Source organism: Gloeomargarita sp. SKYB120 (assembly GCA_025062155.1).
Lineage (GTDB): Bacteria > Cyanobacteriota > Cyanobacteriia > Gloeomargaritales > Gloeomargaritaceae > Gloeomargarita.
In genome coordinates this window covers 101,294-115,164 of sequence record JANXAM010000001.1, presented here as the reverse complement: position 1 = coordinate 115,164, position 13,871 = coordinate 101,294, and the positions used below count along the sequence as shown (strand labels likewise).

Annotated in this window: 12 protein-coding genes; 6 read left to right on the top strand and 6 right to left on the bottom strand. The window is 59.0% G+C overall.

All coding sequences use genetic code 11. The annotated features are described in order from the left end of the window. Nucleotides 1–65: 65 nt before the first annotated feature. Complete coding sequence (locus tag NZ705_00600) at nt 66–1,310, top strand: hypothetical protein (GenBank protein MCS7291461.1); 1,245 nt, start codon at nt 66–68, stop codon at nt 1,308–1,310. Here NZ705_00600 and NZ705_00595 read toward each other — a convergent pair. From NZ705_00595 to NZ705_00575, 5 genes are all read right to left on the bottom strand, one after another. Continuing rightward, the gene (locus NZ705_00595; GenBank protein MCS7291460.1) at nt 1,307–2,125 is read right to left on the bottom strand and encodes a nitrate ABC transporter ATP-binding protein; all 819 of its coding nucleotides are present in this window, start codon (nt 2,123–2,125) and stop codon (nt 1,307–1,309) included. The two genes, NZ705_00600 and NZ705_00595, sit on opposite strands and share 4 nt — an antisense overlap. A gap of 19 nt (nt 2,126–2,144) precedes the next feature. After that, a complete protein-coding gene (locus NZ705_00590) occupies nt 2,145–4,145 on the bottom strand; it encodes a nitrate ABC transporter ATP-binding protein (GenBank protein MCS7291459.1) in 2,001 nt (666 codons plus the stop codon). 9 nt (nt 4,146–4,154) lie between these two features. After that, nucleotides 4,155–4,985 carry a nitrate ABC transporter permease gene (gene ntrB / locus NZ705_00585; protein MCS7291458.1) on the bottom strand — a complete coding sequence of 277 codons (831 nt, stop codon included), beginning with the start codon at nt 4,983–4,985 and terminating at the stop codon, nt 4,155–4,157. A 13-nt stretch (nt 4,986–4,998) separates the two neighbouring features. Beyond that, complete coding sequence (locus NZ705_00580; protein MCS7291457.1) at nt 4,999–6,324, bottom strand: ABC transporter substrate-binding protein; 1,326 nt, start codon at nt 6,322–6,324, stop codon at nt 4,999–5,001. A gap of 244 nt (nt 6,325–6,568) precedes the next feature. After that, the gene (locus tag NZ705_00575) at nt 6,569–7,861 is read right to left on the bottom strand and encodes an ABC transporter substrate-binding protein (protein ID MCS7291456.1); all 1,293 of its coding nucleotides are present in this window, start codon (nt 7,859–7,861) and stop codon (nt 6,569–6,571) included. A 289-nt stretch (nt 7,862–8,150) separates the two neighbouring features. Here NZ705_00575 and hemL point away from each other — a divergent pair, with 289 nt between their 5' ends. From hemL to pstA, 4 genes are read left to right on the top strand one after another with little or no spacing between them, the layout of a single operon-like run. After that, the gene (gene hemL, locus NZ705_00570; protein ID MCS7291455.1) at nt 8,151–9,455 is read left to right on the top strand and encodes a glutamate-1-semialdehyde 2,1-aminomutase; all 1,305 of its coding nucleotides are present in this window, start codon (nt 8,151–8,153) and stop codon (nt 9,453–9,455) included. Continuing rightward, complete coding sequence (locus NZ705_00565; GenBank protein MCS7291454.1) at nt 9,455–9,856, top strand: pre-16S rRNA-processing nuclease YqgF; 402 nt, start codon at nt 9,455–9,457, stop codon at nt 9,854–9,856. Before hemL ends, NZ705_00565 begins: the two co-directional genes overlap by 1 nt. Beyond that, nucleotides 9,849–11,333 (top strand): hypothetical protein, encoded by a 1,485-nt coding sequence (locus NZ705_00560; GenBank protein MCS7291453.1) that lies wholly within the window; start codon nt 9,849–9,851, stop codon nt 11,331–11,333. Before NZ705_00565 ends, NZ705_00560 begins: the two co-directional genes overlap by 8 nt. Then, complete coding sequence (gene pstA, locus NZ705_00555; GenBank protein MCS7291452.1) at nt 11,330–12,187, top strand: phosphate ABC transporter permease PstA; 858 nt, start codon at nt 11,330–11,332, stop codon at nt 12,185–12,187. Before NZ705_00560 ends, pstA begins: the two co-directional genes overlap by 4 nt. Here the strand turns inward: pstA and NZ705_00550 are convergent. Then, complete coding sequence (locus tag NZ705_00550) at nt 12,177–12,545, bottom strand: universal stress protein (GenBank protein ID MCS7291451.1); 369 nt, start codon at nt 12,543–12,545, stop codon at nt 12,177–12,179. The genes pstA and NZ705_00550 overlap by 11 nt on opposite strands. A 58-nt stretch (nt 12,546–12,603) precedes the next feature. Between NZ705_00550 and NZ705_00545 the strand changes: the two genes are divergently transcribed. Continuing rightward, nucleotides 12,604–13,836 carry a phosphoglycerate kinase gene (locus NZ705_00545; GenBank protein MCS7291450.1) on the top strand — a complete coding sequence of 411 codons (1,233 nt, stop codon included), beginning with the start codon at nt 12,604–12,606 and terminating at the stop codon, nt 13,834–13,836. The last annotated feature ends 35 nt before the right edge of the window (nt 13,837–13,871 follow it).

Below are 13,871 nucleotides of genomic sequence, written 5' to 3'. Positions count from 1 at the left end.
GGGTATTAGTAGCAGTGGGCTATCTTAGAGTACATTAGAACGTGTGCTGCTAGGTGAGCTGCGTGATGCTGAGTTCTCTTGCCACAAGTACGTCCTATAACAACCGGGTATTCATGCTGGAGGTGGTGGGCCTGCGACAAAATTCCACCACTCCCAATCTCAATTACCCCATCCGCCAGAGTGGGCCGCTGGTTCTACAGGTGCCCTACGACCGCCTGAACCGGGAAATGCAACGGCTCCAACGGCTGGGGGGTCGGATTGTCCGTGTGCGTCCCGTCAATGGTTCGCTGTCTCCAGCCGTTCCCCCACCCCCGCAAATAGAAAATCAAGTGGAACAAACCAGCAAGTCCCGGCCCAAACGCACTACAACTAAAGAGGCCGTCTCACGCAGCAAACCTATGACTCAAGTCAAGGAAAAAACGGATATTCCCCTGAATCTCTACCGTCCCAACGCGCCGTTTATCGGGCGGTGTCTCAGCAATGAACCGCTGGTGCGACCGGGAGGCATCGGTATTGTCCAGCACATCAAGCTCGACCTACGGGGGAGTAACCTGCGCTACCTCGAAGGACAGAGCATCGGCATCATCCCGCCGGGTACGGATGCCAACGGCAAACCCCACAAATTGCGCCTGTATTCCATCGCGTCTACCCGCCATGGGGACGACCTAGACGACCAAACCGTCTCCCTGTGCGTGCGCCAACTGGAGTATGAGCATCCCGAAACCAAAGAAAAGGTTTATGGGGTCTGCTCCACCTACCTGTGTCACCTGCAACCGGGAGAAGAAGTGAAAATCACTGGGCCGGTAGGCAAGGAAATGCTGTTGCCCGATGACCCGGATGCCAATATCATCATGATGGCGACAGGGACGGGGATTGCGCCGTTTCGAGCCTACCTGTGGCGGATGTTCAAGCCAGAAGAGCGCCAGCTCAACCCCGATTACCAGTTCACCGGTTTTGCCTGGTTGATCTTTGGTATCCCCACAACGCCCAACATCCTGTACAAGGACGAGCTAGAGGCACTCCAGGCCCAGTACCCCGACCAGTTCCGGCTCACCTACGCCATCAGCCGCGAGCAGAAAAATCCCGAAGGTGGGCGGATGTACATTCAGCACCGGGTGGCGGAACACGCGGAAGAACTCTGGGACCTGCTCCAGCAGCCGAAGACCCATGTGTACATATGCGGGTTGCGGGGGATGGAAGACGGGATTGACGCCGCCTTTACCGCCGCCGCTGCTAAACATGGGGTGGACTGGGCCGAGTACCAAAAAGACCTGAAAAAGCAGGGCCGCTGGCACGTGGAAACCTACTAGGTCTCGGGCGGCGCAAACCGCTCGTACAGGAACGCCAAGGCCCGGTTGCGCAGGTCGTAGTAGCGGGGGTCCTCCAACATTCGTTCACGGCTGCGCGGTCGGCCAAAGGGAATGGGGAGGACTTCCCCGATGGTGGCTGCTGGGCCGTTGGTCATCATGACCAGGCGGTCGGCCAAAAACAGCGCTTCGTCAATATCGTGGGTGATCATCAGCACGGTGCAGCCGCTGCGACTCCAAATTGCCAGCAGTTCCTCCTGCAATTCTTCTTTGGTGATAGCATCCAACGCCCCAAAGGGTTCATCCAAGAGCAACACCTCTGGCTGCACCGCCAGCGCCCGGGCAATGGCTACCCGCTGCTTCATGCCCCCGGAAATTTGGGGCGGGCGCTTGTCCATCGCCTCGCCGAGTCCCACCAGGTTCAGGTACTGTCGCACTAGGGCGCGTTTCTCTGGCAACCGTTTCTGGGGATAGACCGCGTCCACCGCCAAAAAGACGTTTTCAAACACCGTCAGCCAGGGCAGCAGGGAATAGTTCTGAAACACCACCATCCGGTCGGGACCTGGCTTGGTGATCACCCGCCCTCGCAGGCGTACTTCCCCGCTCGTGGGTTGCGTAAAACCGGCGGCTAGATTGAGCAGGGTGGATTTGCCGCAGCCAGAGTGGCCGATGATGCAGACAAACTCCCCCTGGCGGATGCTGAGATTGATGCCGTTGAGTACCAGCAAGTCGCCGTACTGCTTGGTGACTTGGTGGAACGTCAGAATCTCTTCTGTCGCTGTGGAAGCCGCTGTAGGAACCGGGGTGGTCGTGACCATAGACATCTCCTGAAACGCATTATGACAGGGCTGCTTGCGGCCGTTCGAGCACAATCTCGGCCACGGAAAAATCCCGCTTGATGGCTAGATGATTCAGGTAATCAATGGGGTCCTGGTTGCTAGTGAATTCACTCCCGTCGAACAGGCGAATCGGGCTGCGACTGGTTGGGGTCGTTCCCAGCAGGCCCACCTCCCGCGCCGCAATGGTGAAGGTATCCACGCGACAGACCCGCTCCAGGATTTCCAGCCAGTTGCGCGGAAACGGCACCTCTCCCCAGCGAGCCAACTGGGTCATGATCCACAGGTGCTCGGTACGGCTGGGCCGGTTCAATCCTTCGCCGTAAAACCGATGGTGAGCGTACTCCGGCTGGCCAAGCTCACAAGTGAGTTTCCCAGGTTCCCCTAACTGGATGTAACGCACATCGGTGCCGAGGTATTCTGGGCGAGCCAGCAGGTGCCGGATCTCCTCGTGGTGCTGCGGTTGGCTGCAGTAATGACAGGCTTCGAGGAGGGCCTTGACTAGGGCGATATGGGTATTGGGGTAACGCATGGCCCAGTCCTCGCGCACCCCCAGGACCTTGCCCGGATGGTCTAACCAGAGTTCCTGGTCGGTCGCCACCGTAAACCCAATGCCCTCTAACGCCGCCCGCAGATTCCAGGGTTCCCCTACGCAGTAGCCGTCAATCGTGCCCGCCTGCAAATCCGCCACCATTTGAGCCGGGGGAATCGTGCGCAAGCGTACATCCCGGTCCGGGTCAATCCCCGCCGCCGCCAGCCAGTAGCGCAACAGGAGGTTATGCATTGAAGCCGGATGCACCATGCCGAAGGTGGGAGGCGTGGTTTGCTCGTGGAGATACGCCCGCAGGTGGGCCGCTGTGTGAATCCCCTGCTCGTAGAAGCGCCGGGCGAGCGTAATGGCATTGCCATTGCGGGTCATGGTCAGGCTGGTGACCACCGGCAGCGGGCGGTCTTGATAACCCCCCAGCGTCAGCCACACGGGCAAACCCGCCGGCGTTTGGGCCGCATCCAGATACCCCCCCACCAAGCCATCCACAATGCCACGCCAACTGGTCTCGCGCACCAGATGCACCTCATCCAAACCATGCTTGGCGAACAGCCCTTTTTCTTTCGCTACTGCCAGGGGCGCACAGGCCGTGAGCGGTACAAACCCAATCTCCAAGTTCACTTTTTCCAAGCCATGCCGGGCAATTGCCTTGGCGGAGCGGGTGCGCATATTTTTGATGCGTTTTTGCTGGTTGAGAAAGTAAATCACCTCGCTGCGCAGGCTGTAATAACTGGGGTGCTTGACCACCTCCATGCGCCGCCGGGGCCGGGGAATATCCACGGTCAAAATCTGGCCAATCTGGGCGCCGGGGCCGTTGGTGAGCATCACAATCCGGTCCGAGAGAAACACCGCCTCGTCCACATCGTGGGTGACCATCACCGTCGTCACCTGGTGTTCCTCGCAAATCCGCAACAACTGCTCTTGCAAATGCCCCCGCGTCAAAGCGTCCAAGGCCCCAAAGGGTTCATCCAGCAGCAGCACTTCCGGGCGGATCGCTAGGGCGCGGGCAATCGCCACCCGTTGTTTCATGCCCCCCGACAGTTGCGCCGGGTACTTATGCTTGGCCGCCGTCAAGCCCACCAAATCCAAATGCCGCTGGACCACTTGGCGACGTTCTGCCGGCGACAGATGCCCCAGCACCTCCTCCACCGCCAGCGACACGTTCTCCCACACCGTCAACCACGGCAGCAGGGAATAGTTCTGAAACACCACCATCCGGTCGGGTCCGGGGCGTTGCACCGGCTGGCCTCCCACCCACACTTGCCCCTGCGTCGGGCGGTCTAAACCGGCAATCAAATTCAGCAGCGTGGATTTGCCGCACCCCGAGTGCCCGATGAAAGAGACAAACTCCCCTTGCCGAATTTCCAAGTTAATGTCCTGCAACGCCAGGTAGAAGTTGCCGCCACCTAAGGGAAAGCGTTTTTCCACCTGCTCCACCGCCACCAACACCGTCATACGAGCCTCCTACTGTTGCGGAACAATCAACCGTTGCGCCCAGGCCACTAGGCGGTCCAGGATCAACCCCACAGCGCCGATGTAAATCACCGCCAGGATGACTTCGCTCACGTAGTTCTGCTGGTAGGCGTCCCAGATGAAAAAGCCGATGCCCACCACCCCCGACATCACGATTTCCGCCGCAATAATGGCCAACCACGCCAGCCCAATGGCAATCCGCAACCCCGTAAAGATATAGGGCAACGCCGCTGGGAGCAGGATTTTGAAGAAATACTTGCGGGGGGAAATCTGGAGCACCATCGCCACGTTTTTGTAATCCTGGGGAATTTGTTGTACCCCCACCGCCGTGTTAATCAAGATGGGCCACACCGCTGTAATGAAAATCACAAAAATTGCCGCCGTCTGCACATTGGGCAAGGCAATCAAGGTAATCGGCACCCAGGCCAAGGGAGCAATCATCCGCAGGAATTGAAACAGGGGGTCCAACGCCCGGTTGACGATGGGATTGACGCCTACCAAGATGCCCAAACTGATGCCTACCACGGCAGCCCCCAGATACCCTTTGGCCACCCGCGTCAGACTCGCCATCGTTTGCCAGAACAGGCCCTTGTCCAAGCCCCCCCGGTCAAAAAAGGGATTGAGCAGCAAGTTGCGGGTGTTTTCGTCGGTTAATAGCGTGCTGGGCGCGGGCAAGCGGGTGACGCCCGTGACCGAAAGCACCTGCCACACCAACAGAAACCCCACAATGCCCACTACTGGCGGTATCACCTGCGGCGCGTACCTTTGTCGCCACTCTTGCCAGGGGATGGGACGAAAGCGGGGACTGGGAGCCGTAACCATCGTTGCACCTCCTTTACGCGCGTTTGATTTGCAGTTGGGCCAGATACTGCTGGGGATTGTCCGGGTCAAAGGTCACCCCATCGAAGAAGGTTTCTTTGCCGCGGGAGGGACCCGTCGGCACTTGCGCTATCCCGCTCAACTTGGCCGCCTCGAGCCACAGGTCGGCGCGGTTGACCCGGTCCACCAGTTTTTTCGCCTGGTCCATGTCTTTGATGAAGCGGTTGTGCAATCCCCAGCGCATGGTTTCCGTTAAAAACCACAACTCATGGCTCTTGTAGGGATAGGACACGTTGCCCTGGCGGTCTTGCCAGTACAGGGGTCCCATTTGGAAATCGTTGACCTCCGGTTGCCCGTCCCCTAGCGTGTACTTGCCCTGGAAGGGGGGCTCTAGAACCGCCACCGGCACGTTGAAGTAATTCCGTCCCGCCAGGATAGTCGCTAATTCCTTCCGATTCGCCGGGTCATCGCACCATTGCTGAGCCGCCATCACTGCCTGCAACAGCGCCAGGGTCGCTTTGGGATGTTTGTCCACCCAATCGGCGCGAATCGCCAGGTACTCTTCAGGGTGGGCCGGCCACATCTGCGCCGTCAATGCCCCTAAAAACCCAATCCCCTCATTCACGATGCGGAAGGGCCACGGGTCGCCAGTGCTGAAAGCATCCATCGTGCCCGTGCGCATCCCCTGCACCGTCTCAGCAGGTGGCACCGTCAACAACTCGATGTCTTTATCCGGGTCAATGCCGTTGGCCGCCAGCCAGTAGCGAATCCATAGCTCCTGATTGCCGCCGGGGAACGTAAAGGCCGCTCGGAACTTGCGCCCATTGGTGCGGCTAAACCCCTTGATGTAATCCGGGTTTTGGATGCGCAGGTGCAACCCCTTCCCCTGGTGCGCGCCGGCAATGGCAATGCCATTCCCCTGGGTAATCAACTGAGCCAGCACGTACATGGGAACCTTTTGGCCGTTGGTGATCACCCCTTCCGTAATCAGATGCGGCATGGGGAGTTGCCACATCCCCCCGTCAATCCCGCCGGCGGCAGAGCCAATCACCACATTGTCCCGCGCCGATGCCCAACTGGCCTGCTTGACCACTTCCACCCCTGGCATCCCGTATTTCGCAAAAAAGCCTTTTTCCTTGGCGATGATCAGGGGCGCAGATTCCACGATGGGGAGAAAGCCCAAACGAATCGTGGTGACCTCCGGCGCAACGCCAGGTTCAGCAGCCGGTGTTGGCTGAGCGGTTTCTTGGACTTGGGGACCACAGCCTTTCAGCAAAAACGCCCCCGTCACTCCTGCGGCAGTGAATAAAAAATGTCGCCGTCGGTAATGGAATTGAGACACAAATACCCTCCTCAACAATTTCTGAAGAAATTGCCAACAACTGGATGCAAATTGGCAAAAAAGAGCCAAAAGGACGGATATCTCTTTTGACAACCCCCATCCTAAAGGATGTCTTAAGGTTTGGGAAGGGTACGGGAATTGATATTTTGTAAAGGCAATCATAAGTTATGGTTATCTAGGAAAAAAAATCCCAGTCGTCTGCGCTGGGACCGGATGAATGTTGGGAGGGAATGCCTGCGTGGTGTCAAACCCGCTTGATTTTGAGTTGTTTCAGGTAGGCTTGGGGGTTGGCCGGGTCAAATTTCACGCCATCAAACAAGGTTTCTACACCCCGCGACTGGCTCGCCGGTGGTTTGATGCCTGACGCCTGTGCCGCACGCCGCCAGAAGTCTTCCCGGTTGACCCGATTGACGAGCGCCCGCGCCTGGTCCACGCTTTTGATGAATCCGCGGTGCAATCCCCAGCGCATCGTTTCCACCAAAAACCACAGCTCTAAACTGCGATAGGGATAGGAAACGCTCCCCCGGGCGCATTGCCAGTACAGCGGACCCATGGTGAAATCGCTCACGTTGCGCTGGCCGTCTCCCATCACGTATTGCCCCAGGAAGGGGTCAATCAGGATGTCCTCCCGCACGTTGTAGAAATTCCGTCCCGAGAGCAACTTGGCCATTTCCCGGCGGTTGGCCTTCTGGTCGCACCACTGCTGGGCCTCGAACAACCCCCGCAGTAGCGCAATCGTGGCATTGGGATGTCTATCCACCCAGTCGGCGCGGATCGCCAGGTATTCCTCCGGGTGAAACCGCCACATCTGGGCTGTCAAAACCGCCAGAAAGCCTGCGTCTTCCTCCACAATCCGATAGGGCCACGGGTCGCCAGTGCTGAAGGCATCCACCGTTCCCGTTTTCAGTCCCTGCACGGTTTCCGCCGGTGGAATGGTGACCATGTCCACATCCTTATCCGGGTCAATCCCGTTGGCTGCCAGCCAGTAGCGAATCCATAGCTCCTGATTGCCCCCTGGGAACGTGTAGGCCACCTTGAATTGCCGGCCCCGCGTGCGGCTGAACTCTTTGATCACATTGGGGTTTTTCATGCGCAGGTGCAGCCCTTGACCCCGCAGGGTGTTGGACACGGCAATGCCATTCCCCTGGGTGATCAACATCGCCAGCACGTACATTGGCACCTTGCGCCCGTTGGTGATCACCCCCTCCGTGATCAAGTGCGGCATGGGGAGCTGCCACATGCCTCCGTCAATCCCACCGGCGGCTGAGCCGATCACCACGTTGTCCCGCGCCGATGCCCAGTTGGCCTGCTTGATCACCTCAACATCTGTCATCCCGTACTTGGCGAAAAAGCCTTTCTCCTGGGCGATGATCAAGGGTGCTGATTCCACAATGGGCAGGTAACCTAACCGAATTTTTGTGGTCTCTGGTTTGCCTGCTGACTGAGCATGGCTGGCCGTCTTATTCAGAAAAATCAATCCCGCAGCCGTCCCAGCACCTAGCAAAAATTGCCGACGATTGAAGCGTTGATTAGACACAAACACCTCCTCAACAATCTCAGACGAAATTGCCGAAAAAACGGGTAAAAGTTTACAAGAGTAAACAGAAAGTAGGCAGAATTAATTTTGTCAATTTCCATACTAAAGGTCGTTTCCATCGTTGGGAAGAGTTGATAAGTTTACAGTTTTTGGGGTGAGCAATAAAGTGGCTTTATTAGATAATCAAAATGACTCAAACCCATAAGGTAATGCGATGGAAAGCGGCGAGGGTAACCGCTAGGGGGTAGAATAGGTAAAAACCTTGGCCAATCAGGACGAGACGAAACCTATGGTTGCCACAGCTTGGAATACCACGGAATCCCAGCGCATCTTTGCCCGCGCCCAAGAGTTAATGCCGGGGGGCGTCAGTTCGCCCGTGCGGGCGTTTAAGTCGGTAGGAGGCCAGCCCATCGTGTTTGACCGGGTGCAGGGGGCCTACATCTGGGACGTGGATGGCAACCGGTACATTGACTACGTGGGCACCTGGGGGCCAGCCATTTGTGGGCACGCCCATCCCGAAGTGATCCAAGCTATTTGCGACGCTGCCTGGAAAGGTACCAGTTTTGGCGCACCCAGTCGTCAGGAAAACATCCTGGCGGAGATGGTGATTGCAGCGGTGCCCAGCATCGAAATGGTGCGCTTTGTGAACTCGGGGACGGAAGCGTGCATGGGGGCACTACGGCTGGCGCGGGCGTTTACCGGGCGGGAGAAAATCATCAAGTTTGAAGGTTGCTACCACGGCCATGCGGATATGTTTTTGGTCAAGGCTGGGTCGGGGGTGGCTACGTTGGGGTTGCCGGATTCGCCGGGCGTGCCCAAGTCGGTAACGGCTGCGACGCTAACCGCACCCTATAACGACTTAGACGCTGTGAAGGCTTTATTTGCCCAGTATCCGGGGGAAATTGCCGCCGTGGTGCTGGAACCGGTGGTGGGGAATGCCGGTTTTATCCTGCCGGAGCGGGAGTTCCTGGTGGGCCTGCGGGAGCTAACGGAACGGGAAGGCGCCCTGTTGGTGTTTGACGAGGTGATGACGGGGTTTCGGATTCGCTACGGGGGCGCGCAGGAATACTTCGGCATCAAACCGGATTTGACGACGCTAGGCAAGATCATTGGCGGTGGGTTGCCCGTGGGGGCCTATGGCGGTCGCAAAGACATCATGCAGATGGTAGCGCCGGCGGGTCCCATGTACCAAGCGGGAACGCTTTCGGGGAATCCCCTGGCGATGACGGCGGGGATTAAGACGCTCGAACTCCTGCAACGGCCGGGGGTCTATGAGCAGTTGGAGCGCATCACGACCCGCTTGGTGCAGGGGTTGCAGGCGATTGCCGATGAGCTGGGTCACCCGATGTGCAGTGGCAGCTTGGGGGGCATGTTTGGCTTCTTCTTCACCCGCGGCCCGGTCAAAAACTACGCGCAGGCGAAAACGTCGGATTTGCAAAAGTTCAGCCGGTTCCACCGGGGAATGCTGGAGCGGGGGGTGTATCTAGCCCCATCCCAATTTGAGGCGGGATTCACCAGCCTGGCCCACACGGAGGCCGACATTGATGCCACCTTGGCGGCAGCCCGCGAAGTCCTGAGTGAATTGCCTCGCTAATGCCGGTGATTTTGGGGTTTGACCCTGGACGCGATAAATGTGGCGTGGCGGTGCGCTCAGCCCAAGGGGAATGGCTGTTCCATCAAGTGGTGCCGGCGGCGGACACCCTGGCCTTGCTCCGGCGCTTGTACCATCAGTACCAGCCTGAAGTGGTGGTAATGGGCAATCAAACGACGGCGCAACCCTGGCGACAACGGCTCCAGGAATGGCTCCCCGGCGTGATGGTTGCCTTGGTGGATGAGCGGTTTAGTACCCTGGAAGCCCAGCAACGGTACTGGGAGGTCTATCCGGCGCGGGGATGGCGACAACTGTTGCCCCGGCGGCTGCGGCCCTTGCCCGGCCCGGTGGATGACGTGGCGGCCATGATTCTGGTCGAACGCTATTGCCAGCAGCATGGCTGAAGTTGGACGGCGATTGTTGCTAGGGGCGCCACCGGGACCGATTGGGGAAGCGGCATTCCATCTACTGCAAACAACCGGCGCGACGGGACTGCTGTTGTTTCGGTCGCAGTTGGCCCAGCCAGAGCAGTTACCCCAGCAGTTGCAGGAATTGCGAAAGAAACTGGGACGACCGCTGGTGGTGGCGGTGGACCACGAAGGCGGCCAGGTGGTGCGCCATCTGCAACCCGGCACGATTTGGCCGGGGAATTATGCGCTGGGGCGGGTGGCGGAACAAGACTTGGCCCAAGCGGAACAGTGGGCGGAACACATGGGTGAGCAAATCGGGCGGGAATTGCGGGCGCTGGGGATTGGCTGGAACTTAGCGCCGGTGGTAGATGTCATGGGGAGCAAACCGAATCCGGGGCTGGGGTGGCGGTCGTTTGGTTCCGACCCCGAACGGGTGGCACGGTTGGGCGTCGCCCTGTGGCGGGGATTACAGCGCGTGGGCATTTGGGGATGTGCCAAGCATTTTCCTGGTCTCGGTGCGGCGACGGTGGACCCCCACGATGGGTTGCCCCGCGTGGATATACCGCTCCAGGAATGGCAACGGCACTGGCAACCGTTTCAGGCGCTGATTCAAGCTGGGATACCGGCGGTGATGACTACCCATCTGAAAGCGCCGGCGCTCGATGCAGAAACCATCACCACCTTTTCAGCACCCACCATTCAGACTTATCTCCGTCATACGCTGGGGTTTCGCGGCCTTTGCGTCAGCGATGACTTAGGCATGGGAGCGCTGCGGCTACAGGGGACGTTGCCGGAAATGGTGTTGCAAACCCTGCAGGCGGGACATGACATTGCCATCATTGGCCAAGCCAGCCCAGCGCTGATGGTAGAGGTGATAGAGGTCTTAACGGCGGCGGCACAACAGGGGGACTTGCCTGACCATGACGTCGCCTTGTCGCGCATTGAGTCGTTGGTTGCCCAAGCGGACGTGGCTCAGGTGTTAACAGGCCGAATCCCGGAGCCTGCGACAGCCTTAGCGGCAGCCATTTCCCAAGCGGCAGTGCGCGTGGTGCGTGACCCCAGAGGGTGGTTGCCCATTTCAGGGCCGGTGCGGTTGTACGTACCCGATGTGAAACCGCTAGCGGATTGGGTGCTGTTTGAACCCTGCTGGTTTGATGCCTGCCAGATGGCCGCACTGCTACAGGTGCCCGACGCCCAGGTGATCACCACCGCCTTGACCGAACCCACACCGCTACCCGCGTCATCCCCAGAAACGACCCATGTTTTACTGCTGTACCATGCTCAGCGGTATCTGGGACAGCGGCAAGTGCTTGGGGATTTGGTCGCATTGGCGCAACCTTTGGTGGTGGTGCTCATAGGTTCGCCCTGGGATAGCCAACTGGTGCCGCCAGAGGTGACGCTCATTGACGCCGGCGGATTTCGCAGGCTCCAGTTGCAGGCGGTGGGTCGCCTCTTGCGCGGTAAGCCATGATGCTGCGACGGCTGCGGGATTGGCTCCTATCCACCCTAGTAACCTTGGCGCTGGTGCTAGTGTTGGGGGTGCTAGGTGCCATTTTGGGTTATGTGAGTTATCGCGGCATGGCGCAATGGCTCCGAGACGGCTGGACAGTGTTGACGGCGTTACCACCGGCGCCTTTAGATGCTACAGGAGGACTCGGACCAGCCTTGGTGGGTAGTGCGGTGTTGTTAACCCTGGCGACGCTGATGGCGCTGCCGGTGTCGGTGTTGGCGGCGGTGTATTTGAGCGAGTTTTGTCCCTGGCCGTGGTTGGCAAGCGGGCTGAACCTGGGACTGGAGGTGCTAGCGGGATTGCCGTCCATTCTGGTGGGGGTGTTTGTGTTTGGCGTGATGATTGTCCATACCCGGCGGTTCTCGGCGCTGGCAGGCGCGTTAGCCCTTGCCCTGATCATGCTGCCGATTCTCACGACCACAACGCGGTTGGCTCTCGCGGCGGTGCCCCAAGAGATGCGCCAGGCGGCCTGGGCGTTGGGAGCGACCCGCTGGCAAATGGTGACTCGCATTCTCTTGCCCCAGGCGTGGCCGGGATTGCGCACCGGTTTAACGCTGGCCCTGGCGCGGGCGGCGGGCGAAACGGCTCCCCTGCTGTTCACAGCTTTGTTTTCCCGGCATTATTTGCCCCTGCGAGAATTAGGCCCCGAAGCCCTGCTGACGCAACCGGTAGCGTCCTTGCCGGTACTGATTTACACCTTTGCGCTATCGCCCTTTGCCAACCAGCAGGAATTGGCCTGGGCCGCCGCCTTGGTGTTGATTGCCGTTGTACTGGGGTTGAACTGGCTGGCGCAGGCGGGGACCGTCAAGGGATGACCAGCACCGGACAGGGCGCGAGATTGATCACCCGGATGCTCACGCTTTCTGCCATGCCTTCCTCCGTCAAACCTGTGCCCCGGCAGCCCATGATGATCAAATCCGCGTTCAGCTCGTCAGCCACATCGCAAATGACAAATGCCGGTTGCCCAACCCGCACCAAGCTATGAACCTTAATGCCCCTGTTTTGCACACTCGCTTCAACCTCCCGCAACCAGTCCTCCGTGTCAGTTACCTCGGCATCGGTTGCGGCGACTGCCAATAAGGTCAATTCAGCGTCGCAAAACGTCACTAGTTTCAGACCTGGCTCCAGGGGTTCCCGGTTGCGGTCCAACGCCAACAGAACTTTGTGAAACATGGGCGAAAGGCGTTCTATTCACCAGTACAATTATTCCAGATTTGGGTGGAGGGATGCTGTGGCGAAAAAAACAGTGGCTAGTTTGACCGAGGCTGACCTGGCGGGCAAGCGGGTTTTGGTGCGGGTGGACTTTAACGTGCCCCTGGATAAAGAACAGCGGATTACCGACGATACACGGATTCGGGCAGCGCTGCCTACCATCCAATACCTACGGGAACGGGGGGCTAAGGTCATCCTGTGCAGTCACCTGGGACGGCCGTTTCAAAAGGACAAAAACACGGGCGAGGTGAAACTGGTCAAGGAGGGCAACAGTCTAGCCCCTGTCGCCGCCCGTTTAGCTGAGTTGCTGGGTACAGACGTCCAATTTGCCCCCGATTGTATCGGTGAAGCGGCCCAGCGGGTGGTGCAAAACCTACAAAATGGGCAAGTGGCGCTCCTGGAAAATGTGCGTTTCTACGCCGAAGAGGAGGCCAACGACCCTGCTTTTGCCCAGAAATTAGCCGCCTTGGCCGACCTGTACGTGAATGACGCCTTTGGGACGGCCCACCGCGCCCACGCCTCCACCGAAAGGGTTGCCCACTATTTGAAGCCCGCCGTAGCAGGATTTCTGATTGAGAAGGAGTTGCAGTACCTACAGGGGGCGATTGAAAATCCCCGGCGGCCCTTAGCGGCCATCATCGGTGGGTCGAAGGTGTCGAGCAAGATTGGGGTGATCGAGGCGCTACTGGAAAAGGTGGACCGCCTGATTCTCGGCGGCGGCATGATTTTTACCTTCTACCTGGCCCAGGGGTTGCGCGTCGGCAAATCCCTGGTGGAAACAGACAAGGTGGAGCTGGCAAAAAACCTGATGGCCAAGGCCCAGGCGCGGGGGATCCAATTGCTGTTGCCGACAGATGTGGTGGTCGCCGACAAGTTTGCCCCGGATGCCCAGGCCCAAACCGTACCGGTGACGGCGATCCCCGACGAGTGGATGGGGTTAGACATTGGGCCAGCGTCAGTGGAACAAATCCGTCAGGCGTTGCAGGGGTGTCAGACGGTGGTGTGGAATGGGCCGATGGGCGTGTTTGAGTTTGAGCGGTTTGCCGCTGGCACGCGAGCGGTGGCCCAAATTCTCGCGGATTTGACCGCCCAGGGCTGCACGACGATTATTGGTGGGGGGGATTCGGTGGCCGCTGTGGAACAGGCGGGACTGGCTGACCGCATGAGCCATATTTCTACCGGCGGGGGTGCTAGCCTGGAATTGCTCGAGGGCAAGGTTTTACCGGGGATTGCGGCCCTGGAGGAGGCGTAGGCTAAGATGGGTAGGCAAGCTGCCATCACCCCCCA

Coding starts and splice junctions, on each gene's coding strand:
- NZ705_00600 (MCS7291461.1), top strand. CDS start 66: ATGCTGAGTTCTCTTGCCACAAGTACGTCCTATAACAACCGGGTATTC.
- NZ705_00595 (MCS7291460.1), bottom strand. CDS start 2,125: ATGGTCACGACCACCCCGGTTCCTACAGCGGCTTCCACAGCGACAGAA.
- NZ705_00590 (MCS7291459.1), bottom strand. CDS start 4,145: ATGACGGTGTTGGTGGCGGTGGAGCAGGTGGAAAAACGCTTTCCCTTA.
- ntrB (MCS7291458.1), bottom strand. CDS start 4,985: ATGGTTACGGCTCCCAGTCCCCGCTTTCGTCCCATCCCCTGGCAAGAG.
- hemL (MCS7291455.1), top strand. CDS start 8,151: ATGGTTGCCACAGCTTGGAATACCACGGAATCCCAGCGCATCTTTGCC.
- NZ705_00565 (MCS7291454.1), top strand. CDS start 9,455: ATGCCGGTGATTTTGGGGTTTGACCCTGGACGCGATAAATGTGGCGTG.
- NZ705_00560 (MCS7291453.1), top strand. CDS start 9,849: ATGGCTGAAGTTGGACGGCGATTGTTGCTAGGGGCGCCACCGGGACCG.
- pstA (MCS7291452.1), top strand. CDS start 11,330: ATGATGCTGCGACGGCTGCGGGATTGGCTCCTATCCACCCTAGTAACC.
- NZ705_00550 (MCS7291451.1), bottom strand. CDS start 12,545: ATGTTTCACAAAGTTCTGTTGGCGTTGGACCGCAACCGGGAACCCCTG.